The organism is Segatella copri (genome assembly GCF_002224675.1).
In the GTDB taxonomy this organism is placed as follows: domain Bacteria; phylum Bacteroidota; class Bacteroidia; order Bacteroidales; family Bacteroidaceae; genus Prevotella; species Prevotella copri_U.
In genome coordinates, this window is record NZ_NMPZ01000005.1 from 149,252 (window position 1) to 175,021 (window position 25,770).

21 protein-coding genes and 2 tRNA genes are annotated in these 25,770 nt (G+C 47.3%); 19 read left to right on the forward strand and 4 right to left on the reverse strand.

The window, feature by feature from the left end; translation table 11 throughout:
* Window positions 1-3: 3 nt before the first annotated feature.
* A complete protein-coding gene (locus tag CFT61_RS04710) occupies window positions 4-2,346 on the reverse strand; it encodes an ABC transporter permease (protein ID WP_089543310.1) in 2,343 nt (780 codons plus the stop codon).
* Between the two features lie 240 nt (window positions 2,347-2,586).
* On the opposite strand from CFT61_RS04710, the gene CFT61_RS04715 reads away from it, so the two are divergent.
* The 7 genes from CFT61_RS04715 to CFT61_RS04745 all read left to right on the forward strand — a co-directional run bounded on the left by CFT61_RS04715 (window position 2,587) and on the right by CFT61_RS04745 (window position 11,943).
* Window positions 2,587-3,105 (forward strand): response regulator, encoded by a 519-nt coding sequence (locus CFT61_RS04715; RefSeq protein ID WP_089543311.1) that lies wholly within the window; start codon window positions 2,587-2,589, stop codon window positions 3,103-3,105.
* Between the two features lie 38 nt (window positions 3,106-3,143).
* Window positions 3,144-4,031 (forward strand): sensor histidine kinase, encoded by an 888-nt coding sequence (locus CFT61_RS04720; protein ID WP_089543312.1) that lies wholly within the window; start codon window positions 3,144-3,146, stop codon window positions 4,029-4,031.
* Window positions 4,032-4,130: 99 nt separating this feature from the next.
* Window positions 4,131-5,015 carry an alpha/beta hydrolase family protein gene (locus CFT61_RS04725; RefSeq protein WP_089543313.1) on the forward strand — a complete coding sequence of 295 codons (885 nt, stop codon included), beginning with the start codon at window positions 4,131-4,133 and terminating at the stop codon, window positions 5,013-5,015.
* A 218-nt stretch (window positions 5,016-5,233) separates the two neighbouring features.
* Window positions 5,234-5,425 carry a hypothetical protein gene (locus CFT61_RS04730; protein WP_349226182.1) on the forward strand — a complete coding sequence of 64 codons (192 nt, stop codon included), beginning with the start codon at window positions 5,234-5,236 and terminating at the stop codon, window positions 5,423-5,425.
* 193 nt (window positions 5,426-5,618) lie between these two features.
* Window positions 5,619-7,439 carry an arginine--tRNA ligase gene (gene argS, locus CFT61_RS04735; protein ID WP_089543314.1) on the forward strand — a complete coding sequence of 607 codons (1,821 nt, stop codon included), beginning with the start codon at window positions 5,619-5,621 and terminating at the stop codon, window positions 7,437-7,439.
* Window positions 7,440-7,677: 238 nt separating this feature from the next.
* On the forward strand, window positions 7,678-8,151 hold the full coding sequence (locus CFT61_RS04740; protein WP_089543315.1) for an RNase H family protein: 474 nt from the start codon (window positions 7,678-7,680) through the stop codon (window positions 8,149-8,151).
* Between the two features lie 498 nt (window positions 8,152-8,649).
* A complete protein-coding gene (locus tag CFT61_RS04745; protein WP_089543316.1) occupies window positions 8,650-11,943 on the forward strand; it encodes a glycoside hydrolase family 2 TIM barrel-domain containing protein in 3,294 nt (1,097 codons plus the stop codon).
* An 86-nt stretch (window positions 11,944-12,029) separates the two neighbouring features.
* Here CFT61_RS04745 and CFT61_RS16860 read toward each other — a convergent pair whose 3' ends face one another.
* Window positions 12,030-12,188 carry a hypothetical protein gene (locus CFT61_RS16860; RefSeq protein ID WP_176425501.1) on the reverse strand — a complete coding sequence of 53 codons (159 nt, stop codon included), beginning with the start codon at window positions 12,186-12,188 and terminating at the stop codon, window positions 12,030-12,032.
* On the reverse strand, window positions 12,185-13,222 hold the full coding sequence (gene ribD / locus CFT61_RS04750) for a bifunctional diaminohydroxyphosphoribosylaminopyrimidine deaminase/5-amino-6-(5-phosphoribosylamino)uracil reductase RibD (protein ID WP_089543317.1): 1,038 nt from the start codon (window positions 13,220-13,222) through the stop codon (window positions 12,185-12,187). The genes CFT61_RS16860 and ribD overlap by 4 nt, the downstream gene beginning before the upstream one ends.
* A 107-nt stretch (window positions 13,223-13,329) precedes the next feature.
* Here ribD and CFT61_RS17195 point away from each other — a divergent pair, with 107 nt between their 5' ends.
* From CFT61_RS17195 to metG, 12 genes are all read left to right on the forward strand, one after another.
* Window positions 13,330-14,364: a N5-glutamine methyltransferase family protein gene (locus tag CFT61_RS17195; protein WP_254918855.1), complete on the forward strand. Its 1,035-nt coding sequence runs from the start codon at window positions 13,330-13,332 to the stop codon at window positions 14,362-14,364.
* A gap of 238 nt (window positions 14,365-14,602) precedes the next feature.
* Window positions 14,603-15,133: a regulatory protein RecX gene (locus tag CFT61_RS04760; protein WP_089543318.1), complete on the forward strand. Its 531-nt coding sequence runs from the start codon at window positions 14,603-14,605 to the stop codon at window positions 15,131-15,133.
* A 76-nt stretch (window positions 15,134-15,209) separates the two neighbouring features.
* The gene (locus CFT61_RS04765; RefSeq protein WP_089543319.1) at window positions 15,210-15,938 is read left to right on the forward strand and encodes a ComF family protein; all 729 of its coding nucleotides are present in this window, start codon (window positions 15,210-15,212) and stop codon (window positions 15,936-15,938) included.
* A gap of 94 nt (window positions 15,939-16,032) precedes the next feature.
* Window positions 16,033-16,665, forward strand: coding sequence for an orotate phosphoribosyltransferase (pyrE, locus tag CFT61_RS04770; RefSeq protein ID WP_089543320.1), 633 nt, complete (start codon window positions 16,033-16,035; stop codon window positions 16,663-16,665).
* A gap of 17 nt (window positions 16,666-16,682) precedes the next feature.
* Entirely contained in the window at window positions 16,683-17,144 is a 462-nt protein-coding gene (locus CFT61_RS04775; protein ID WP_089543321.1) for a polyketide cyclase, read from the forward strand.
* Between the two features lie 13 nt (window positions 17,145-17,157).
* Window positions 17,158-18,495, forward strand: a complete 1,338-nt coding sequence (gene argH, locus CFT61_RS04780; RefSeq protein WP_089543322.1) for an argininosuccinate lyase — start codon at window positions 17,158-17,160, stop codon at window positions 18,493-18,495.
* Window positions 18,496-18,569: 74 nt separating this feature from the next.
* Window positions 18,570-19,253 carry a hypothetical protein gene (locus CFT61_RS04785; RefSeq protein ID WP_089543323.1) on the forward strand — a complete coding sequence of 228 codons (684 nt, stop codon included), beginning with the start codon at window positions 18,570-18,572 and terminating at the stop codon, window positions 19,251-19,253.
* A 119-nt stretch (window positions 19,254-19,372) separates the two neighbouring features.
* Window positions 19,373-19,448, forward strand: a tRNA-Gly gene (locus CFT61_RS04790).
* 17 nt (window positions 19,449-19,465) lie between these two features.
* Window positions 19,466-19,551 (forward strand) — tRNA-Leu (locus CFT61_RS04795).
* Between the two features lie 22 nt (window positions 19,552-19,573).
* Window positions 19,574-20,581 (forward strand): DUF4369 domain-containing protein, encoded by a 1,008-nt coding sequence (locus tag CFT61_RS04800; RefSeq protein ID WP_089543324.1) that lies wholly within the window; start codon window positions 19,574-19,576, stop codon window positions 20,579-20,581.
* 33 nt (window positions 20,582-20,614) lie between these two features.
* On the forward strand, window positions 20,615-22,165 hold the full coding sequence (locus CFT61_RS04805) for a YifB family Mg chelatase-like AAA ATPase (protein WP_089543325.1): 1,551 nt from the start codon (window positions 20,615-20,617) through the stop codon (window positions 22,163-22,165).
* A gap of 341 nt (window positions 22,166-22,506) precedes the next feature.
* Entirely contained in the window at window positions 22,507-24,573 is a 2,067-nt protein-coding gene (gene metG, locus CFT61_RS04810; protein ID WP_089543326.1) for a methionine--tRNA ligase, read from the forward strand.
* 86 nt (window positions 24,574-24,659) lie between these two features.
* On the opposite strand, the gene CFT61_RS04815 is transcribed toward metG, so the two are convergent.
* A complete protein-coding gene (locus CFT61_RS04815; RefSeq protein ID WP_176425502.1) occupies window positions 24,660-25,391 on the reverse strand; it encodes a porin family protein in 732 nt (243 codons plus the stop codon).
* Window positions 25,392-25,770: the final 379 nt, after the last annotated feature.

The following is a 25,770-nucleotide window of genomic DNA, read 5'->3' on the forward strand; positions in this document are numbered from 1 at the left end:
TCATTATTCAGCCTTGATGCTGTCTATCGGATTTGACATCGCCGTACGCAGGGTGCAGCCGATAACCGAAACAAAGGCTATCAATAAAGTAAAGATGGCGCCAGCCAGCAACACCCACCAAGGGAAGGAGATGCGATGGACGAAATCCATAAGATAAGTCTGCATCAGCTTCACGCAGATAGGGATGGCGATGACCACAGCCACCAGCGAACTGACGAGGAATCTCTTAGCCAGTTGCCAAGCCGCATCCCCAATCGAAGCACCCATCACCTTGCGCAGGGCAATCTGGCGCTTCTGCTGGTTGCCGTAATAAACCGACATTCCGAAGAGACCCAGGGCAGAAATCAGGATAGAAATGCTCATGAATGTGATGATGAGCACCATCATATTATGCTTGTCCTTGAGATTATTCTTCAAAGTATCATCCATATACTCCGCCTCCATTTCCGCAGGAACGCCCATCAGTTCCTTAGCCACCTGCTTGCAGGTACTCCGGATAGCCTGCAGCGCCTGGGCATGATCGCCACGGGTTTTCACCAGAACAGCCCATCCGCCCTGCTGCGGGGTGATGACTCCAATGGCATTATGCTCTGTTTTCTCATTCTCGCTCAACGCATCTCCACTATGGTAATCGGCAATCACGCCGCACACCTCGTATTCGTGTTTTCCGTTTTCCAGTCTCATTCCAAACCACGGCTTGTGGGCAGAAACGCCATAGGCACGCTTCGCATCTTCCGTTACCCAAATCTTGCCATAGGCTGGTTCGCAATACTGTTCAATCACCCTGATTCCCAGCATCTTCATCGCCGTGGAATCAGCCAAGAACATACGGAGCATTCCTATCAGTTTTTCGTTGTCATCTTGCACGCCATTTTTCCAGCTGCTGATAGGATTGGCGTTGCCGTAAGTTGCCTCTTCCACCTCTGGAAGCGCTTTCAGACGGTTTTTGAGAATAGACATCTTCTCCGGCGAACCATCCAAGGAAGAAAAGATGGAAACAATATCCTTCGTCTGATAACCCAACGGCAAATCGGCAAGATGCTTCATCTGGAGCATCATCGTTATCGCCATGACTACCAGCGTGATACTGATGACGTTCTGGGCTACGATAAATATCTTGCTGAACCACATCTTGCTGCGCATGCGGATGGTTCCCTTCACCACATCTATCGGATTGAAACGGGAAACCACGATGGCAGGAAGGATTCCCGCAAAGATGGAGATGATGACGTAAGCCAACGGCAGGAACCACAGAAGGTCGAAGGAATGGAACAGGTCGATTTTCGTATCCAACATAGAATTGAACAACGGAATGAATGCCCAGGAAATCAACAAGCCCAGCAGGAAGCAGACTGCCGTGAAGAGCGCCGACTCCTTGAGATAACGCAGCATCACGCCCCCTACCGATTCACCCAGCAGTCTTCGAGTAGCCATCTCCTTCGCACGGTTGCCAATCTGAGCCACCGTAAGATTGATGTAGTTGAACAAGGCAGAAAGCAGCAGAACCAGCGCCACTACCAGGAGGATATTCACGAGAGTACGATTGCCATGCTTGAAAATAGCGACACTATCAGCCGTAAAATGAATCTGGTCCCATCTTACAAACTGGCAACCCCACATAAAGCTGACTCCATCCGAATCCTTCTTCCATCCCTTCCAGTAGTTCATGTATTTGCCGAGCAAGGTCTGTCTCACTTTTTCCGGGTCAGCATCCTTTGCCAGTCGCGCCACCGTAGTGCAGGAACCAAACTGATCCATCGGCTGAGCCTCAGCTTCTATCAGTTTCATCGACACGAAAATATCGTATGGGTTAAGAAGGTCCTCACGGTCGAAATCCTCCATGATTCCCACCACCTTGAGTTGCAGCTTACCGCATTGGATGGTACGGCCGATAGGATTGGCGTTGCCGAAGGCTTTCTTGGCAAAAGATTCCGAAACCATTGCCTGATGAGCATCCGAAAGGAGATGATCAGGCGCACAACCACGGCATTTGTAACCCATAAACTGGGAGAAGTTCGGGTCGATAGCCAGATATTTTGCCTCATAATACTGTCCATCTATCATGGCTCCCTGCGGAGCATAATATTCACCAAATCTTGTCCATCCCTTGATTTCCGGGATGGAAGGAAAGAACTCCTTGGCTGTGCCCCAGGTCATTCCGAGATAATCGCCGGAACCTGCTACATAGAGTTCCTTCGCCTGTTTCAGATTCGTTCCCACACGATACTCTGCAGTAGCGTAGGAAACGAGAATCAGCACAAAAGCCAGTGCCACCGAGAGGCCCAAGGCCTCTATGGTGGCATAAAGCTTGTTGCGTGATAAGAATTTCACATAACTTTTCATCATATACTCATTTATTTTTTTGTTTCACTAAAATCAAACGATAAAGGAAGAATAGCAGTTCCCTGTTTTCGTTAGCTGCTGCAAAGTTACGGCTTCTCCCGTTTTCTGCCAAGATTTCCGGCAGCCCGGAAGGTGGATTGTATGAAATTCATACACTCTATTGTATGATTATCACACAACAGCCCCGTTTTTGTTTGTCGTTTCGGGAAAAAAGCGTACTTTTGCAAACAAAAAAATAAAGATATGAAATATGGAACCCTTCTTGTCATCGACGATAATCCGTCGATACTCACGGCGCTGAAGATCTGTCTGGGTAATACGTTCGAACGGATTCTCACCCTGCCCCGCCCCGATACCGCCCCCATGTTGCTGCAACAGGAGCAGGTAGATCTCATCCTGCTCGACATGAACTTCTCACTTGGCGTAAACAGCGGTCAGGACGGCTTGCTCTGGCTCCGCACCTTCCGCCGGCTCCATGCCCACATCCCCGTGGTGCTCATCACCGCCTTTGCCGACGTGCAGCTAGCCATCAAGGGATTGAAAAGCGGAGCCGCCGATTTCGTCACCAAACCCTGGGATAATGACGAACTCATCAGAACCCTAAAAGATGCCATCGACCGAAGCCAGGAAGTGGAGACTCTGGAGAGCATCGAGACCACTCATATCCACAAGGTGGTGGATCAATGCCACGGCAACATCTCTCGTGCCGCCGAACTGCTCGGCATCACTCGCCAAACGCTTTATGCCAAGCTCAAGCGATAATTCTTTATCACAATCATTCATGATTATAAACATCTGATATGAACACCATTTTCCACATATATATAATAGGTATCATACTCCTCGTCATAGGAGGTATCATCTATCTCGTCTTGCGTCACCAGCGCAACCTGAAGAGCCGTGCCTTCTTGATGCAAGAGACTATTCGCAATGGCGATTACTCCTTCCGCCTATCCACCAAGGGATTACTCTTTGGAGAACGAGCCTTGCAGCAAGCCCTCAACGACATGGAGAACGACATCGGCAGACTGGTGGCGCAGCACGAGGTGGAATCTTGGCAAAGGCTAACCCGTGTGCTCACCCATGAGATTATGAATGCCACCGCCCCCATCTCCAGCATCTGCCAAGCCTATCTTAGCAATCCCGACATCCAAGGTTCGTCCTATGAGGAAGGCATCCGAGCCATTCGAGATACCAGCAAATCGCTCACCAGTTTTGTGGACAGCTACCGCAAGCTCACCCAGCTACAAAATCCTGTCATCGAGAACATTCCACTCAAGGATTTCGTGGAAGGCATCAAGCCGCTCTATCCTCAGATAGAATGGCACATCCATATCCCCGAAGATGCCACCTGGTCTGCCGACAAGAACATGCTGCGCCAGGTATTTATCAATCTGACCAAGAATGCCATCGAGGCTCACGCCTCAGCCATCGACATTCGATGCTTCCACAAACATCCAGAGAACATCGAGAGTTCACAATTCTCAGGCATCTATTTCAGCAACAATGGCGACCCCATCCCTGCCGATGTGGCAAAGGAGATGTTCATCCCCTTCTTCTCCACCAAGCCATCAGGTTCAGGCATCGGCCTCTCCATCTCCCGCCAGATGCTGATGATGCAATCCATCAATCTCTCCCTTGCCGAGCACAATGTGGCAGGCTATCATGTAACATTCCGGATGGAATGAAATATATAATAAAGAAGATGAAACAAAAACTTTTGGTGGTTTCAAGGCTTTTATGTACTTTTGCAAGCGAAACTTACAAATAAAATAATAACATACAATATGAAGAATCTAAAAACAATTATCTTTACCGCTTGCGCCCTGTTCTCACTCGGCGCAGTAGCCTCAACCGAGCATACCACCGTGCAGGGCGACCATGGCAAACTCGATGTAGTCATCCAGCGTCCAGACAATGATGCAGCCAATGGCAACGGAAGCCAAGCAAATGCCAAAGCGAAGGCAGGCAAGAAGACTCCGCTCCTCGTGCTCTGCCATGGATTTGGCGGCAATAAGGAGGGAAAACTCTTCGACTGCCTCGTAGACAGCCTCAACAAGAAAGGCATTGCCGTGATCAGATTCGACTTCAATGGCCATGGCAAGAGCGAGGGAAAATTTGAGGATATGACCGTACTGAATGAGATAGAAGATGCCAAATGCATCTTGCGCTATGCCTCCTCGCTGCCTTGGGTGAGCAAGATTGCGATGGGCGGCCACTCACAAGGTGGCGTGGTTACAGCCATGACCAGCGGACAGCTAGCCGCACAAGCTGACAAGGATATCAAGAAGATACAAGCCGTGGTGCTCCTTGCCCCTGCCGCCGTACTCCGTGACGATGCCCTGCGTGGCAATACATTCGGCAAGATGTACGACCCCAAGAATCCTCCAGCCAAGATAGAGATGTGGGACGGCAAGGCCCTGGGTGGCAACTATATCCGCACAGCCACCACTCTGCCTATCTACGAGACGGCCAAGAACTACCACGGAGCCGAGTGCATCCTGCATGGCGATGCCGACCGAGTAGTGCCTTACACCTATGGTCAGCGTTTCCACTATCTGAACAAGAAGAGCGAATGGCACTTGATGACCGATGCCGACCACGGATTCGGCGGTCAGGAAGAGCAAGCCGCTCATATCGCCAGCAATTTCTTGGCTAAAGTTTTGAAGTAAAACATCCATTTACTAGCAATAGCATAAAAGTCCTTAACATATAGTACAATCCACTATATGTTGAGGGCTTTTTATTTTTTTAGCAAAATAATTATGGCTATTTGTGGATAATTGTTTATTTTTGCATTGTCATTACGACAAAAGCATTATTAGATAAATCATTAAGTAAGTTATAACAGAAAATATAAAATAACACATTAAACTTTACAACAAAACGAATGATGACAATAGAAGAATACAGAGCTGCCATCTTACAGGCACTGCTCGATGCTAAGAACGAAGACGGTACTCCTGCGCTCAGCGAGAAGGAAGCTACCGAGGCTCTCAATGGATTTACCGACGATGAGCTGCAAGATGGTATCCTTTGGAATACACCTCAGGACGTGGCAGACATCATCCTCGAAGGTTAAGAGATACCAAGCAAGAGCCTACGCAGATGAGATATTTTTATGTATTGTGCAAAGAAACAAGTCGTTTTCTTTGCACAATCCAATTATTATTTGTAAATTTGCAGCCGATTAAGCGATAAGGGTAACTATTTTCCCCTCATCGACAAGCTATAAATAAATAGATTTTTTACCGGTAAAAAAAGATATAAAGATAATGAAGATAGAAAACGAAATCATCAGCTCTGTCATCGCGGCGGTGAAGGAGCTTTATGGTCAGGACGTACCTGAAAAGATGGTAGCCCTGCAGAAGACCAAGAGTAATTTCGAAGGTAACCTTACCCTCGTCGTATTCCCATTCCTCAAAATGTCGAAGAAGACTCCTGAGAGAACTGCACTCGAGATTGGTGACTACCTGAAGGAGAACTGCGCTAACGTTATCGCAGACTTCAACGTGGTTAAGGGTTTCCTCAACCTTTCTATCGCTCCTGCCGCTTGGGTAGGACTCTTGAACACCATCAACGCTGACCCTAAGTTCGGCGAGAAGCCTGTTACTGAGAATAGCCCGCTCGTCATGATCGAGTACTCTTCTCCTAACACCAACAAGCCTCTCCACCTCGGTCACGTGCGCAACAACCTGCTCGGCTGGTCATTGGCTCAGATTATGGAGGCCAACGGCAACAAGGTTATCAAGACAAACATCGTTAACGACCGTGGTATCCACATCTGTAAATCTATGCTCGCCTGGCTCAAGTGGGGCAATGGCGAAACTCCTGAAACTTCCGGCAAGAAGGGCGACCACCTCATCGGCGACTACTATGTAGCCTTCGACAAGCACTATCGTGAGGAAATCGCAGAGCTCAAGGCTCAGTACATGAAGGAGGGCATGGAAGAAGAAGCTGCCACAGAGAAAGCAAAGGCAGAGGCTCCATTGATCAAGGAGGCTCACGAAATGCTCGTGAAGTGGGAAAACAACGACCCTGAAGTTCGCGCTCTCTGGCAGAAGATGAACAGCTGGGTTTACGCTGGCTTCGATGAGACCTACAAGATGATGGGTGTAGGTTTCGACAAGATATATTATGAGTCAAATACTTACCTCGAGGGTAAGAAGAAGGTAGAGGAAGGATTGGAGAAGGGTCTCTTCTTCCGCAAGGACGATAACTCTGTATGGGCAGACCTCACCAACGAGGGTCTCGACCAGAAGCTCCTGCTCCGTTCTGACGGAACTTCTGTTTATATGACTCAGGACATCGGTACTGCCGACCTCCGCTTCAAGGACTTCCCTATCGACAAGATGATCTACGTAGTAGGTAACGAGCAGAACTACCACTTCCAGGTGCTCTCTATCCTGCTCGACCGTCTCGGCTTCAAGTGGGGTAAGGACTTGGTTCACTTCTCTTACGGAATGGTAGAGCTGCCTAACGGTAAGATGAAGAGCCGCGAGGGAACCGTAGTAGATGCAGATGACCTGATGGCAGAGATGATCAAGGATGCCCGACAGACAAGCGATGAGCTTGGCAAGTTCAAGGACATGAGCGAGGAAGAGCGCCAGGAGATTTCACGCATCGTGGGTCTCGGAGCGTTGAAGTACTTCATCCTCAAGGTAGATGCCCGCAAGAACATGCTCTTCAACCCAGAGGAGAGTATCGACTTCAACGGTAACACAGGTCCTTTCATCCAGTACACCTACGCTCGTATCCGCAGCATCATGCGTAAGGCTGCTGCCGAGGGTATCGAAATTCCTGCAGAGTTGGGCGCTGATGCTCCTATCAACGAGAAGGAGATCGACCTCATCCAGAAAATGAACGACTTCGCTGCTGCCGTAGCCGATGCTGGCAACAACTACAACCCTGGTGGCATTGCCAACTACTGCTACGAGCTGACCAAGGAGTTCAACCAGTTCTATCACGACTACAGCATCCTGAATGCTGAGAGCGAGGCAGAGAAGATTACCCGCCTGGTTCTCGCAGCCAATGTTGCCAAGATTCTGAAGAATGGTATGGCTCTGCTCGGCATCGAGGTTCCAGAAAGAATGTAAAATTTTAGGTAATTAGAAGTTATCAGGAGTATAGCACTCCTGAAAAACTTCTCAAGATATAATTAACCTACAATTTAAAAAATGAATATTGACTATTGACAAATAATGAGCATCCCCAGAGCCAGACTTTGGGGCTTGCTCATTTCTTTTTTATATAGGTCAGTAATACCAATACAGAACTCTCGTATGCGGTTCAGTAAAACACAAATCATCTATCAAATAAATAAAAGAAACGCAAATGAGTAAAATGCCAGTAAATCCTCCTTCATGGAGAAACGATACAGTCTTGCCTTTGCCCAATGAGGTGAAGGCGAACGCCTGGGCTGTGGATGCAGCCTGCTCCGGAAATCCCGGTCCGATGGAATATCAATGCATTGACCTTCAGACTGGTGCACAGGTTTTCCACTATGGTCCTATCCACGGCACCAACAATATCGGCGAGTTCCTCGCCATCGTCCACGCCCTCGCTCTGATGGCCCAGAAAGGCATTACCGACAAGGTAATCTACAGCGACAGCGTAAATGCCCAGCTCTGGGTAAACAAGAAACAATGCAAGACCAAGCTGGAGCGCACTCCTCAAACCGAGCAGCTCTATCAGGTCATCGCACGTGCCGAAAACTGGCTCCGCACCCACCCCATCACCGTACCTATCTTTAAATGGGAAACGAAGAAATGGGGCGAGATTCCTGCCGATTTCGGAAGAAAAGGATAAGACTTTTTACGTAAAACCGATGTAACTGCGACAGTACTTACAAGCAACAGCGATAATACTTACAAGGCGCAAGCAGGCACCGGTCATCAATGAAGCCCCCAAAAGGACTGGGGCTGTTTATTTCTAACAGTATGGTTGAAACGGGCTGAAAGCCCAAAAGCTCCTAGCCCAGGGCATCGCCCTGGGTATAATAGCAATCAATAAGACGCCCAGTAAGGGCAAAAGCTTTGTTTACTGCATGGTTCTTTGAAAGCTTTTGCCCTTACAGGGCGACGGGTTTGCGTTCATAATTACCCAGGGCGATGCCCTGGGCTAGGAGCTTCTGCCCTTTCAGGGCGTATTGGGTAATTTCAACCATACAGGTCGGTTTATTTTATCCTCCAAGATACGAAAATACAAAAATTATTTGGAGGTTTCAGGAATTAATCGTAAATTTGCACCAAATCTAAACAGATTCATAACTAGCTAACTTGTAATTATTAATAATTCAACCAGACAATGAAACAAAAACATTTATTTTGGGGAGCTGCGGTTGCATTAACCTTCCTCTTCAGCGCATCAGCTATTGCACAACCTAGACACACCAAGAAAAAGGTGAAGAAGGTGGTGGAGACCAAAGTTGACGTCTGTCCATTTACCGACAAATGGGTAGAAGACGAGACTAAGTTTGCGGATCGCAAAGAAAAAGCCCATGCTACTTTCGTGCCTTATTCTTCTACTGCTTCCATGCAGCAGGACGATTACTTCAAATTCCCATGGCTAACTCCTAAGCACGCCAACTATCTCCTGCTCAACGGAAAGTGGAAATTCCACTACACAGCCGACTGGAAGCAGGGCAAGCCTGAGAAGGATGATTTCTGGGCAGACAACGCCGATGTTTCTTCATGGAAAGAACTCCAGGTGCCTCTCAACTGGGAGATGGCTGGATACGATGTGCCTGTATATAATAATGTGGGCTATCCTTTCGAGAACAAACCGCCGTTCATCACAGCCTTCAAGGATAATTTCGACAAGAATCCGGTAGGTTCTTATCGCCGTAACTTCAACCTGCCTGAGGGTTGGGAAACAGGCAAGCGTGTGTTCCTGCACTTCGACGGTGCCTGCAGCGCCATCGTGGTTTGGGTAAACGGAAAATATGCCGGCTATTCACAGGGTGCCAATACCGATGCTGACTTCGATGTTACCAACCTCGTCCGCAAGGGCGACAACAACGTATCAGTCCGCGTTTACCGCTGGAGCGACGGTTCTTACCTGGAGGGACAGGATATGTGGCACCTCGGTGGTATTCACCGCGACGTTTATCTCGTAGCCACTCCAAAGACTTTCGTGGCAGACCATTACATCACATCTGCCCTAAACAGCGACTATACATCAGGCAACCTGAATGTTGACCTGACCATCGATAACGCAGCCAAGGAGAAATCTGAGAAGACGCTGGAGATTGAACTCCTCGACCCAGAGGGCAAGTCTGTTGCCAAGCAGTCTGCTCAGGTAGCGATGACTGCCAAGGATGCTCAGAAGAACTGTCGCCTTAGCATCGACAACCTCACCGGTCTGAAGGCTTGGACCTCAGAGCAGCCTAATCTCTATACCGTTATCGTTCGCCAGAAGACTGGCGACCAGGAAGAGATGGTATTCTCTACCAAATACGGCTTCAGAGAGGTGACCATCAAGGATAAACTGGTTTATGTAAACGGCAAGCGAGTATTCTTCAAGGGTGTTAACACCCAGGATATTCACCCACTCTATGGTCACGCCATCGACGTGGAAACCATGCTTCGCGACGTAATCCTGATGAAGCAGGCTAACGTGAACACCGTTCGTACCAGCCACTATCCTCGTCAGGCTAAGATGTATGCGATGTTCGACTACTACGGATTATACTGTATGGATGAGGCTGACGTAGAGTGCCACAACAACCAATCTCTCTCAAACAACCCTACATGGCGCGCAGCCTACGTTGACCGCACAGAACGTATGATATTGAGAGACCGCAACCATCCTAGCGTGGTATTCTGGTCACTCGGTAACGAGTCGGGCGGTGGCGACAACTTCCAGGCTACCTACGATAAGGTGAAGGAGCTTTTGCCTGGTCGCGACGCTTGGGTTCACTACGAGGGCTACAAGCACGGTGCCAAGTACTCCGACTTCGGTTCAGACATGTATCCAAGAATCGAGGTGGTGAAGAAGCAGATGGATGGCCTCAACAACAAGCCTTACTTCATCTGTGAGTATGCTCATGCAATGGGTCAGGCTGTAGGTAACCTGCAGGAATACTGGGATCTCATCGAGGCAAGTACAGGTATTATCGGTGGCTGCATCTGGGACTGGGTTGACCAGGGAATCTACGATACACGCCGCATCCGCAAGGGTCTTCCTCTGAAGGATCCTAAGACCGGACTCCACTACTACACATCCGGTTACGACTATACCAAGATGAACAACGGTTACAGAGGATTCCAGGGCGACTTCATGAGCAACGGTATCATTACTCCAGGCAGAGAGTGGACGGCTAAGCTCACCGAGGTGAAGTATGTTTATAGAGACGTGAACTTCGAATCTTTCTACAGCCGCGTACTCACCTTGAAGAACAAGTGCGCATTCACCAACCTGGCTGATATCTATAATCTCAGCTACGAGGTGCTCCGCAATGGCGTTTCTGTAGAGAAAAACCAGGTGGCTATCCCATCTGTATTGCCAGGCAAGACCTGCGATATCAACATCCCATACACCACCGCTGTAGATGATAAGGCAGAGTATGTCATCACCTTCAGCCTCGTTCTGAAGAAGTCAACTTCCTGGAGCAAGCAAGGTTATGAGATGGCTCAGCAGCAGTTCAAGCTTTCTGCAGAGAATGTAGCAGGCACATCTGTAGCCGACCCTACCTTCGTACAGAAAGACCATGGCAAGTTGCCAGCTATCCAGGAGAAGGGCAAGCTGAAGGTGAAGGATAACACCATCACCGGCAAGGATTTCAGCATCACATTCGCAGAGGATGGAACCATCGCCAACTGGACTTATCGCAATACTCAGCTCGTTCAGCCTAACGCTGGTCCTGACTTCAACGGTTTCCGCCGCATCGCCAACGACAACGTGAACCTGGGTGCTACAGGTGGTGTTGCCGAGAACGAGAATAAGGAAGAGGGTGCACTCACCGGCAAGAAAATGATGGTGAAGGCTCCTAAGAAGCAGGGCAAGAACGTGGTTGTGGAAACTGCCGTTACCAACGGTAAGGATACTCACCAGATTGCTTACATCATCTATCCTAACGGAACCGTGGATATGAAGGTAACTACCAACAATTCTTCTGAGGAAACCCGAAAAATTGGTATTGCCATGCAGTTTGCTCCAGGTTTCGAGAATGTGGAGTATTATGCCAAGGGTCCTTGGAGCAACTACATCGACCGCCAGAGAGGTTCGTTGTTAGGTTTGTACAAGACCACCGTGGATGGCATGTTCGAAGAGCAGAGTGCTCCTCAGACCATGGGCGACCGCCAGGGCTTGCGCCAGTTGACACTCGACAACAACAGCACGAAGTTGCAGATTACCACCGAGGGCATGGTAGCCTTCTCGTTGTCTCACTTCGATGATGCCCAGTTCAACTACGATGTATTCTATGGTGGCAAGCATCCTTACGACCTGGTACGCTCTAACCAGATTTTCGCTCACTTCGATTTCTGGCAGCGTGGCATCGGTAACCGCAGCTGTGGTGGTGACTCTTGTCTGCCACAGTACATGACTCCAACAGGAGCTCATGAGTTCACCTTGCGCTTCACTCCGATGGCGAAATAAGGAAAAAGAATAAGATATAAAAAAAGTGGGTGCTACACGAATTGTTGTAGCACCCACCTTTTTTATATTGTATGATGTTTGAATGTTTAGTAATCCTGGATGTAACCCTTGGTAAACATATCATACGACAGGGCTTCCAGTTCAGCGAGCGTCATGTGCTCCACAGAATGCTCTATCTTGCGAATCAACTCGTCTCGCTTGAAATCATCGTTATCGCTCAGGCGCGATGTAAATCTATTGCTCATACTCGTTCGTAATTATTTATTATATTATTATCATACACCTCATGGTTGATTAACCGGATGTTATGAGGAAGCTTTGGTGCTGCTGTTCCGGCAGTTACCACGTTTTCCACAGATGTGGATAAAGATGTTTCTACCCTGATTTCATCCCATAATCCGGCATCGAGGAAAGCCTGATGGGTGATGGCACCACCTTCTACTATCAGCGATTGCACCTTATTATTATATAGGTACTGCATCATCTGCTTCAATACCTCTTCCTTACCCTTGGAGAAATCCAAACCCTCGAAACAAGGATGATGGCGGTCGATGACCAGTCGCATCGGATCCTTGCCGCTCCAGTCTCTTACGTTGAGCTGGCTATGGTCACGCTCATCGGTGATTCTACCCACCAGGATGGCATCGTTCTCGGCACGAAGCTTATGCGAAAGCATCTTGGTAAAAGGCGACGAAATCGCCATTCCCTGATAATTATTATCCAGAAAACCATTCGCAGTCTGCGCCCATTTCAGGATGATGTATGGTCGCTGATGGGTATTGAAGGTGATGAAGCGCTTGTTCAGTTCGAGGCATTCCGACTCCAGAACGCCTACTGTTACCTCGATTCCTGCCTCGCGAATCTTCTGGATTCCACGCCCCTGAACCTTGGCAAAAGGATCCACGCAGCCACAGACACATCTCCTTACACCTTTTCTTACGATAAGGTCGGCACAAGGAGGCGTCTTGCCATAATGAGAACAGGGTTCGAGACTCACGTAGATGGTGGCTTCCTTCAGCAGATGCTCATCTTCGGGCTTCACAGAAGCAAAGGCATTGACTTCAGCGTGCCCCTCACCACATCTTACATGATAGCCCTCTCCGATGATTCTGCCCTCTTCGCTCACGATGACGGCGCCCACCATCGGATTAGGCTTCGCATTCTGCCTACCGTTCTTCGCCAACTGCAGGCAGCGGCGCATGAACATTTCATCTATCTCCTGCTGGCAAAGCGGTTCGCCCGTCAGCGGATTCTGAAAAGATACTTTATTTTGTTCCATATCCTATTTTTCTTCGTTTTTCTTACTCATTTTCGATAAAATGTCGTACCTTTGCTCTCAAATCAAATTGCAACAAGCAATATCAAATCGCAACAAGCAATATCAAGATGAAAACGTATCAGCAACTTTGGCAATCCCTCACCCCACTTTATGATGCTGGCGAAGCACAGGCTATCGTCCGCACCGTGCTTGATGTGAAGTACGGAATGACTCTGACCGACATTATCGGCGGCAAAGTTAATGAATTATCCGCAGACGAGGGCAAAAAACTCGAAGAAATTGTCTATAGACTGCAAAAAGGCGAGCCAGTGCAGTACGTGCTGGGGCAGACCGACTTTGCAGGAAGAACCTTCCATGTAGAGCCGGGCGTGCTCATCCCAAGACCAGAGACCGCCGAGCTTTGCCAATGGATTGCGGAAACACAGAACGAGAACTTGAAAAAAGAAGAGGCAATTATCAGAGAAGAATTTAACATCAGCCCTGACGTTGCCCTTGAAGACGTAAACTTGTTTGAGGGAAAAGGATGGTTCAAACGCAAATATTCACGTTTGAGATTCCTCATCAAAATGGTACATTGTTATAAAAAAGCTAGACATACTAAACTAGCCTCTCCTCGACCAAGAATCATGGATCTCTGTACCGGCTCTGGCTGTATTGCCATTACCATAAGCCTTGACATTCCAGATTCAGAAGTATTAGGAATAGACATTTCCGACTCTGCCTGCAATGTTGCCACAAAGAATGCCAAGCAGTTAGCGTCCAAAGCTATCTTCAAAAATGTCGATATCTTTGACTTGCTTGAAATGTGTAAAACAAACAGAGAAGAACATTTTAAAGCAGACATCATCGTGAGCAATCCTCCTTATATCTGCGAAAAGGAGAAAGCAGATATGGAGAAAAACGTCCTTGATTACGAGCCCGATCTCGCCCTCTTTGTTCCCGATGAAGATCCACTGAAGTTCTATCGAGCTATCGCCGAGTTCGCTTCAACAGAATTGCGAAGCTGGGGCATGCTCTATTTCGAAATCAACCCTCTTTACGAAAAGGAGACAAGAGAAATGCTCGAAGGATTTGGCTTCAAGAATATTGAAACCAAAGAAGATGCTTTCGGAAAGAAGAGAATGATGCGAGCTATGAAATAGTCTATTAGATAAGCGGATTGCAAATCCGCAAAATAATAGGGTCGAACATTTTTTGACGCCGGATTGCAAATCCGGCGGAACGCCTAACGGAAGACAACGCCTAACGGAAGACAACGCCTGGTGATTCCAGAAAATCCACCGCCAGGCGTCCCTGCGGATTTGCAATCCGCAGTAAAAAAAGGTTCGACCTATCAAAACCGGAGGATTTGTAATCCTCCCAATAAAACATAAATGCATTATGGAATATTATAACAACTCCAAGCGCCCCAAGAAGCCGATGACAGAGCAGCAGGCACTCCTGAAGCTCACCACTCTCTGCACACAAGCCGAACATTGCTCGCAGGAAATGCTCGACAAGATGAAGAAGTGGGAACTCCCAGAGGATGCCATCGCCCGAAATATGGAATTCCTGACCCAGAAGAAATTCATCGATGACGAGCGATTCACCCGCTTCTTTATCAACGACAAGATAAAATACAACAAATGGGGCCGCAGGAAAGTGGAACAGGCGCTCTGGATGAAGCACATCCCGAAGGAAATCTCCGACCCAATCTTCGAAGAAATCGAGGACGACATGTATTTGGAAACCCTCCTTCCTCTCCTAAAAAACAAATACAAAAACATCAAAGCCAAAAACGACTACGAACGCTCGATGAAACTCATCCGCTTCGCCCTCGGCAGAGGCTATAGTATGGATGTAATTCACAAATGCATCGACAAAATGAAAGAAGAAGATCTGGGAGACATCGATTTCGAAGACGACTTCTAAAGGTTTAAATTCAAAGTAAACATTAGAAGCTAATCATAAAGTTCAATGTTCAAATTTCAAAGTTCAAAGTAACGACATGAAGCTCAGCCTGTTAGGAAACATCATAGATTTTCTCTTTCCCCGTTACTGTGCCATCTGCGATGAGCGACTGTTGGGCACAGAGGAGATGCTATGCGCCACCTGTCTCCAGGACCTCCCGATTACCCCAACCTGGGAAGCCCCCTATGAGAACAATATGGCTAAGATGTTCTGGGGGCGCATTCCTATCGAAAAATGCGCCGCCCTCTTCTATTATCACAGCCACTCCAATCCAAGTTACATCATCTACAAACTGAAATACCATCATCGTCCAGATACCGGAAACTATCTGGGCAGACTCATCGCCAGCAAAGGTATCGAATCAGACTTCTTCAAGGATATAGATGCCATCATCCCTATCCCCATCACGAAGTCAAGAAGGAAGACCCGCGGCTATAATCAGAGCGAGGAAATAGCCAGAGGAATACAGGAAAGAACCCATCTCCCCATTATCACAGATGCCATCCGACGAGTAACCTTCACCGAAAGTCAAACCCATAAGGACAGATGGCAGCGACTGGAAAACGTAAAGCATGTATTCCAGCTATCAGATACCTATCACGACAAAGACGGCAAACATCCCATCACCGATCTTGCCGGCAAGCATCTGCTTATCGTAGATGACGTCTGCACCACAGGCGCCACCCTCATCTCCTGCTGCGAAGAACTGCAGAAGGCAGGCAAGATGAAATTCAGCATCACCACCATCGGATGGACACACGATTAAAAATCTATAATTAATAAGCCATTTATGATGATTAATCATTTTTTTGTCGTACCTTTGCAGATATAAATTATAATTATTTAATCCTTATAGAATTATGGACAAGCTAAAGAAAGAATTCGCATCTAAGTTATTGAAGGTTAAGGCTATCAAATTGCAGCCTAACGATCCTTTCACTTGGGCTTCTGGTTGGAAGTCTCCTTTCTATTGTGACAACCGCAAGACCCTCTCTTTCCCAGAACTCCGCAACTATGTGAAGCTCGAACTCGTACACGCCATCCTGGAGCAGTTCCCAGAGGCTGACGCTGTTGCAGGTGTAGCTACTGGCGCTATTGCACAGGGTGCATTGGTGGCTGACGAATTGAACTTGCCTTTCGTTTACGTTCGTTCTAAACCAAAGGATCACGGTATGCAGAACCTCATCGAAGGTGAGCTCGATCCTAAGGCTAAGGTTGTTGTTGTAGAGGATTTGATTTCTACAGGCGGCAGCTCACTCAAGGCTGTAGAGGCTCTTCGCAAGAACGGCAACGAGATTGTAGGTATGGTAGCTAGCTACACTTACGGTTTCCCAGTAGCAGAGAAGGCTTTCGCTGATGCTAACGTGAAGTTGGTTACTCTTACAGACTACGAGCACGTGGTAGAAGAGGCTCTCGAGACTGGTTACATCAAGCAGGAAGACGTAGAGTTGCTCCACGAGTGGCGCAAGGATCCAGCTAACTGGAAGAAGTAATTTTTTACCCATCAATAATGAGTACAAGTACATTCGAAAGTAATATCAAACAGATTCCTCACAAGCAGGAATCTGTTTTTAATACTTTGAGCGACCTCAACAACCTGCAGGTGCTCAAAGATCGCTTCGAGCAGGTGAAAGACCAGATTCCTGAGGACAAGAGAAAGGAAATGGAGAAACTCAAGGATCTGAGATTCGACAGCGACAGCATCACTATCAACGCTCCTATGGTGGGCGACCTCAAGATGCGCATCATCGACAGAGATTTTCCAAAAACCATCAAGTTTGAAACAGAGAACAGCCCTATCCCATTCAATTTCTGGATTCAGCTGCTCCCTACAGGAGAATTTTCTTGCAAGATGAAACTCACCATCAAGGCTGAGCTCAATATGTTTATCAAGGGTATGGTGAAGAAGCCATTGCAGGAAGGCATCGAGAAGATTGCAGATGCACTGGCGATGATTCCTTACCAGGATTAAAAATAAAGAAATTATGGCACATAAACTTTGGGAAAAGAACTTTGAAGTAAACAAGGAAATCGAACGATTCACCGTAGGTCGCGACCGTGAGCTCGACCTCTATCTCGCCAAATACGATGTGCTTGGCAGTATGGCACACATCACCATGCTCGAAAGCATCGGACTTTTGGAAAAGGATGAGCTTACCCAGCTCCTCGCAGAATTGAAGAATATCTACGCCATCGCCGAGAAAGGCGAGTTTGTCATCGAAGACGGCGTGGAGGATGTTCATTCCCAAGTAGAACTGATGCTTACCCAGAAACTGGGCGATATGGGCAAAAAGATTCATTCAGGACGCTCACGCAATGACCAGGTTTTGGTAGATCTCAAGCTCTTCACCCGTCACGAGTTGAAGGAGATTGTTGATGCGGTCAAGATTCTCTTCGACGAGCTGATCCAGAAGAGCAACCAATATAAGAACGTATTGATGCCTGGCTACACCCACCTGCAGGTGGCAATGCCTTCATCTTTCGGACTCTGGTTTGGCGCTTATGCAGAAGGACTTGCTGACGATATGCTCTTCCTTCAGGCAGCCTACCGTATGACCAACCGCAATCCTCTGGGTAGCGCAGCAGGCTACGGCAGCTCTTTCCCTCTGAACCGTACCATGACAACCGAACTGCTCGGTTTCGACAGCATGGACTATAATGTAGTCTATGCCCAGATGGGTAGAGGAAAGATGGAGCGCAACGTAGCTTTTGCCATAGCTAGCGTGGCAGGAACCCTGGCAAAGATGGCTTTCGATGCCTGCATGTTCAACTGTCAGAACTTCGGCTTCGTGAAGTTGCCTAAGGAGTGTACCACCGGTTCAAGCATCATGCCTCACAAGAAGAACCCAGACGTATTCGAGCTGATTCGTGCCAAGAGCAACAAGCTCCAGAGCTTGCCACAGCAGATTATGCTCATCATGAACAACCTGCCTGTAGGTTATTTCCGTGATCTTCAGATTATCAAGGAAGTATTCCTCCCAGCTTTCGACGAGTTGAAAGACTGTCTGCAGATGGCTGCCTACATCATCAACAAGATGGAGGTTAACGAGCACATCCTCGATGATCCTCGTTATGATCCGATGTTCTCTGTTGAGGAAGTAAATCAGCTTGCCGCTAACGGAATGCCATTCCGTGATGCCTACAAGACTGTGGGACTGGAGATTGAAGCTGGTGAATTCAAGCCTAACAAGGATATCCATCATACCCATGAGGGAAGCATCGGCAATCTCTGCAACGACAAGATCCAGGCACTCATGGAACAGACTCTCTCTGAGTTCCATTTCGAGCGTATGGAGAATGCAGAAAAGAATCTCTTGAAATAAAGGATATCCCATGAAATCAAAGAGAATCTTGAAATCAAAGAAATCTCTTAATACATTAGAATCTTTTGAACTCAATGAAGAAAAAAACATCTATATATAATCATATATATAATAAGGTGTATATATATAATAAGGTGAAGAGTATGGCAGCAAAAGCTGTGCTCTTCACCTTTTTGTGTATCTGTCTCATTCTTTCCTCCTCGCTTCTGGCATCCTGCGATGCAGACAACAGCATCAGCACCCGATACCCATGCCAGTTTATCTTCCGAACCATCTACCATCCAGGAAGCAGCATTGAGACTGCTCTCCAAGGAGCCGGCACCTACACCATGATTAGTGCCAAAAAGGTAAATGGTGCCTGGAATATCTATTCCACCCTCAACGATGGCAAGAGCCATACTGAAACCATCGTCCTCTCTACAGCCAAAGAAAACTATGCCAACTATAGCTATCTAGGAGCAGGAAACGACCAGAAGGATGCCACCAAGAATGGTTTCATCCTCGGCACATCCAACTTCAATGGCTATGTAGCATGGGACAGACAATGCCTGAACTGCATCCTGCAATATGGCGGTACCAACTATCCGCTGGAGTGGACAGGCAACAGACAATCGGTGATCTGCAACAAATGCAAAAGAGTATATAGCCTTGAAAATGGTACCATCACAAGCGGTGGACATGGAAAAGAAGACAAGATGCTGATGCAATATCGGGTAACCTACACAGGTATTGGCAGCGTGCTGACAGTAGGAAATTAGGTTTCTACGAGAAAAAATGCACGTTTTTGAAGAAAAATGGCGTGTTTTTTCTTAAAAGTTGTAAATCCATTTGGTGGAACCGGGAAATTATATTACCTTTGCACTCGCAATTAAGTAACGCGGAAATAGCTCAGTTGGTAGAGCACAACCTTGCCAAGGTTGGGGTCGCGGGTCCGAGTCCCGTTTTCCGCTCCAACTCTAACGTTTACCATGCCGCAATGGTGGAATTGGTAGACACGAGGGACTTAAAATCCCTTGGCCAGTAATGGCTGTGCGGGTTCGAGTCCCGCTCGCGGCACTCCTCCCTTAAAATTTTTCTTATGAAAAAATTTGCATACATCATATTTCTTATTTCATCGATTTTACTAACATCATGTGGTGTCAGTAGTGGTCACTTTAAACTTGAGGGCAAATTTTTAAATATGAATCAAGGTGAATTTTATGTTTATAGCACAGATGGCGGCATGGAAGGCGTGGATACCATCAAAGTTGTAGGCGGTAGATTCACATACGAGATGCCCTGCCATGACGATTGTACGCTGATGATCGTTTTCCCAAATTTCTCTGAGCAACCTATCTTCGCAGAATCAGGAGAATCTGTGGAGCTGAAAGGCGATGCTTCCCACTTGAAGGAAATGGAGGTAAAGGGCACCAAGAACAATGAGCTGATGACCAAATTCCGCAAATCAATTCTTGGCAATACTCCTCCACAGGAAAAGAAACAGGCAGAACTCTTCATCGAAGACAACGCAAAATCGGTAGTAAGCCTCTTTCTCATCAAGAAATACTTCATTGCCACACCTCAACCAGATTACAAGAAAGCCCTCTCTCTCCTTACTCTGCTGGAGAAAGAACAGCCTAAGAATATTCAGGTAGGTAAACTGAAGCAGCAGATTTCTGCCATGAAAGATGCAGAAGTTGGTGCCAAATTACCAACTTTCACTTCATACGACACCAAAGGAAAACTCATCTCCAGTACAGACCTGATCAGTTCACCTGTTGCAGTCATCTATACCTGGGCTACATTCAATTATGACAGTCAGGACATACAGAGAGAGTTGAAGAAGCGCCAACGCTCATCACAAGGCAAACTCAAGCTGATGGGCTTCTGCCTGGATGCAAGCAAGAGCAGCTGCCAGGAGAATATGAAGCGCGACTCTATCAACTGGGCTGTAGTATGCAATGGTGAAATGCTGGAAGACAAGACTTTGAAGAAGTTGGGACTCACTTCGATGCCCGACAACATCATACTTCAAAATGGAAAAATAACAGCCCGAGGCCTTAACAAGCAAGATCTATACAACAAACTAGACCAACTGCTGAAATAATACCGCGAGCTCTAACCTTCTAAAAAAGAGCTTATGTTAGTAAAAACCTATTGTGCAGCAGTCAACGGACTGGAAGTCACGACTGTAACTGTAGAAGTCAGCCTCAACACAGGCGTAATGTATCACCTTACGGGCTTAGGCGACGAAGCGGTCAGGGAAAGCCGTAACCGTATCGCAGCAGCCATGCAGTATAGCGGCTATAAATTTCCAATAGCCGACATTACCATTAACCTGGCACCCGCCAACCTGCGCAAGGAGGGCAGCAGTTTCGACCTACCTCTAGCCATCGGCATTTTAGGCGCCAATGGCAACATCCCCGAAGATCATCTCAAAGAATATATGATGGTGGGCGAATTGAGCCTTGACGGCACATTGCAACCTATCAAGGGAGCTCTACCTATCGCCATCAAGGCAAGGTCTGAACACTACAAAGGTCTGATTGTACCAGAACAAAACGCCCGGGAAGCTGCCGTTGTGAACAATCTGGAGGTTTATGGAATGAAAAACCTCTTTGATGTTATCCAGTTTCTTGGCGACAAATCATCCCCCACCCCAACCATTGTAGATACTCGCAAGGAGTTTTACGAGAACCAGGTTCATTGCGACTACGATTACGCAGATGTAAAGGGCCAGGAAAACGTGAAGCGTGCCTTGGAAGTAGCCGCTGCCGGCGGTCACAATCTCATCATGGTAGGTCCTCCCGGCTCGGGAAAATCTATGATGGCAAAGCGTCTCCCCTCCATTCTTCCACCCCTTACTCTCTCAGAAAGTCTGGAAACTACCCAAATACATTCTATAGCTGGCAAATTAGCCAAGAACGTATCCCTCATTGCCCAGCGCCCTTTCAGGGCGCCTCACCATACCATCTCGCAAGTAGCACTGGTAGGTGGAGGAACCTCTCCACAACCCGGCGAAATATCTCTTGCCCATAATGGCGTGCTCTTCTGTGACGAATTGCCAGAGTTCAACAAAACCACCCTGGAAGTTCTGCGCCAACCTCTGGAAGACCGCCACATCAACATCAGCAGAGCCAAATACGCCATTGATTACCCTTGCTCGTTCATGTTTGTAGCAAGCATGAACCCATGTCCTTGCGGCTACTATGGTGACCCTACGCATCATTGTGTCTGTACCCCGGGACAGATACAACGCTACATGAACAAGATTTCCGGTCCGTTACTCGACCGCATCGATATCCAGTGCGAAATCAGTCCTGTACCTTTCAAGGACATCTCCAAGGCAGCCCCAGGCGAACCAAGTGCCAGAATCAGGGAAAGAGTAATCAGAGCCCGAGAGATTCAGGCAGAAAGATTCAAGGATTTCAAGGGAATACACTGTAATGCCCAGATGACGGAACGTATGATTCATCAATTTGCGGAACCAACAGAGGAAGGAATCAACCTCCTCAGAATGGCAATGGAGAAACTATCCCTTTCTGCACGTGCCTACAACCGTATCTTAAAAGTTGCCCGTACCATTGCCGACCTTGCCGGAAGCCAGCAGATAGAACCTCAACACCTGGCAGAAGCTATCGGATATCGGACACTAGATAGGGGAGATTGGGCAGAAAGAGGACATTTCTAAGACAATTATCAGCCAAAACATATAAGAAATTCGTCCAAAGAAGGGGTATTTTTTATTGCACAGTAAGAAGATTGATTATTAAAACAGCAATACTCAATACAATAGTAAATGACAATGATTGTGCTACCCTTATCAGAAAGACCTGAAGGGCAAGTACAAAAAAGGCTCGGGCTGGAAAGCTAGAGCCTTTTTTAGTATCTGAGTTTTAGAATTCTCCTATCTAAAACTATCAAATTACACCTTATTATATATATAAAGGAGAAAAAGGGCACCTAATTATTCCGCATTTCCAACATTTTTTTGTAATTTTGCACCCAAATAACAAAAATATATTAGCTAATATGGAACAAAAGAATTTCAAACGTACCACTGTTACGGCAGCATTGCCTTACGCTAACGGTGGTGTGCATATCGGCCACCTGGCAGGTGTTTATGTGCCAGCCGATATCTACGTACGCTATCTTCGCCTTAAAAAGCAAGACGTTGTTTTCATCGGCGGTAGCGACGAGCATGGTGTACCTGTCACCATCCGTGCCAAGAAGGAAGGCATTACCGTACAGGAAGTAGTGGATCGCTATCACAACCTCATCAAGAAGAGCTTCGAGGATTTCGGTATCTCTTTTGATATCTATAGCCGCACAACTTCTAAGGTTCACAATAAGTTTGCTTCTGATTTCTTCCGTACTCTTTACGATAAGGGCGTTTTGGAGGAGAAAGTAGAAGAGCAGTTCTGCGATGAGGTTACCGGCGAGTTCCTTACCGACCGTAACATCGTGGGTACCTGCCCTCGCTGCGGTGCAGAAGGTGCATACGGTGACCAGTGTGAGAAGTGTGGTGCGACCCTCTCTCCAGAAGAGTTGATCAACCCTACCAATAAGAACAACCCTGGTCATGGCCTCGTCAAGAAGCCTACCAAGAACTGGTATCTCCCACTGGGCAAGTATCAGGACTGGTTGAAGCAGTGGATCCTGGAAGGTCACAAGGAGTGGCGTTCCAATGTTTACGGACAGTGCAAGAGCTGGTTGGATATGGATCTGCAGCCTCGTGCGATGACCCGCGACCTGGATTGGGGTATTCCTGTTCCTGTAGAGGGAGCAGAAGGCAAGGTTCTCTATGTCTGGTTTGATGCTCCAATCGGCTACATCTCCAATACCAAGGAGCTTTGCGATGCACAGCCAGAGAAATGGGGTACATGGCAGAAGTGGTGGCAGGATCCAGAGACACGTCTCGTTCACTTCATCGGAAAGGACAACATCGTGTTCCACTGCATCATCTTCCCTACCATGCTGAAGGCTCACGGCGACTATATCCTGCCGGATAACGTACCAGCCAATGAGTTCCTGAATCTTGAGGATGATAAGATTTCTACCTCTCGCAACTGGGCAGTATGGTTGCACGAGTATCTCGTAGATCTCCCTGGCAAGCAGGATGTCTTGCGCTATGTATTGACAGCCAACGCTCCAGAGACCAAGGATAACAACTTTACCTGGAAGGATTTCCAGGAGCGCAATAACTCTGAGTTGGTTGCCGTTTATGGTAACTTCGTAAACCGTGCTCTCCAACTCACCAAGAAATACTGGGGCGGCGTGGTTCCTGCCTGTGGCGAATTGCAGGAGGTTGACCAGAAGGCTATCGCTGAGTTCAAGGATGTGAAGGAGAAGGTTGAGCAGTATCTCGACGTATTCAAGTTCCGTGAGGCCCAGAAGGAGGCCATGAACCTGGCACGCATCGGTAACAAGTACATCACAGAGTGCGAGCCTTGGAAGGTTTGGAAGACCGATCCTAAGCGTGTGGAGACCATCTTGAACATCTCCCTCCAGCTGGTTGCCAACCTTGCCATCGCCTTTGAGCCATTCCTGCCATTCTCATCAGAGAAACTCCGCAAGATGATCAATATGCCAACCTTCGAGTGGACTCAGTTGGGCAGTACAGACCTCCTCAAGCCTGGTACACAGCTTGGTGAGCCTGAGTTGCTCTTCGAGAAGATCGAGGATGAGGTGATTGAGAAGCAGCTCCAGAAACTCGCTGACACCAAGAAGGCTAACGAGGAAGCTTCCTACAAGGCTGCTCCTATCAAGCCAGAGGTCAGCTTCGATGATTTCGAAAAGCTCGACATCCGCGTAGGTCACATTCTGAACTGCGAGAAGGTGAAGAAATCTAAGAAGCTCCTGAAGTTCACCATTGATGATGGTTCAGGCGTAGAGCGTACTATCTGTTCAGGAATCGCTGCATACTATGAGCCAGAGCAGCTGATCGGCAAGGATGTACTCTTCGTTGCCAACTTTGCTCCTCGCAAGATGATGGGTATTGAGAGTCAGGGTATGATTCTCTCTGCCGTTAACTTCGATGGCTCACTCAATGTTACCTCTCTCTTGGGTCAGGTAAAGCCAGGAAGCCAGGTAGGATAATCGTTTCGAAAAAAGCTCTATATCTTCAATACTGAGGATATAGAGCTTTTTCTTTTCAGCTAAAGGAGTAAAAGTGATATAATCAACTAAAGGGCAAAGCGATAGCCTACCGTAAAGGTGAAGACCTTGTTCTTGGAATCTCCGCCATCTACCTTATTCACCTTGGTCAAACCGATATGATAGCGGGCATCCAGAATCACATTCATATACTCATACGATAAACCCACAGGAATAGACACATTCACCTTCTTGGCTGCGTATGTGCTTTCCACATCCCGGCTTTCCTTGTAAAGAGTAGAACCCGTCTTACTATCCTTCTCCAAATCAGTTTCTTCCGACAGCATCTTGCCATCTCCACACAAGAACCCCACCTGTGCACCAGCCATAATGGCAAACTGAGGAGCCACGTATGCCTTCAGCATCAAAGGCACCTGAACATAGTCAAGATTCAGGCGATGATCCTTCACACCCGTATATTTCTTGATACCATTATTACCCGTATCCCCATTCACAGCCATCTCATAATCACCCCAGCGGGCACCCTGACGGGCATAATAAGCACCCAGAGAAACACCCAGGTAATCTGTGGCACGATACTCCACATCGAGTCCACCCAGGAATCCCGCCTTACTCTTGGATTTCACCTCCCGGTTGTTTTCCGTTGGCAGATAGATGGAATTATCACTCAGATTGGCAATAGCCACACCTACTCGGGGTATCACCGAGAATTTACCTACAGGATTCTCCCCACCTTGCGCCATTGCCCCCATAGCAGAAAGCAACAGCATCATCACGATAGCAATATTCTTTTTCATCATATTCATTTTTTGAATTACACCTTATTATATATAGAGAGATAAATTCAATTCTATATATAGATAAACTCAAAAACACGAAGAATATTGCATCCATACTGAATAAGGTTAGATTTCTATAGATAATACGTTTTAATAAATGAATCTCGTAAAGCTCTATATCCCTGCTCGGATATAGGGCTTTTTTATGTATCATACAGCAAGAACTGTGCAAAACGTGTATTCTAACAGCGTAAGATAACTATTCTGATAGAGCAAAGTGAGTATATTATATGCCGTGCACCGAACGGTGTAAGCACGTGCATCGAACGCCGCACGCACTCACATCGTTCGATGCACGTGTTCACGCCGTTCGGTGTGAGACAAAAGACAAATAGGCAAT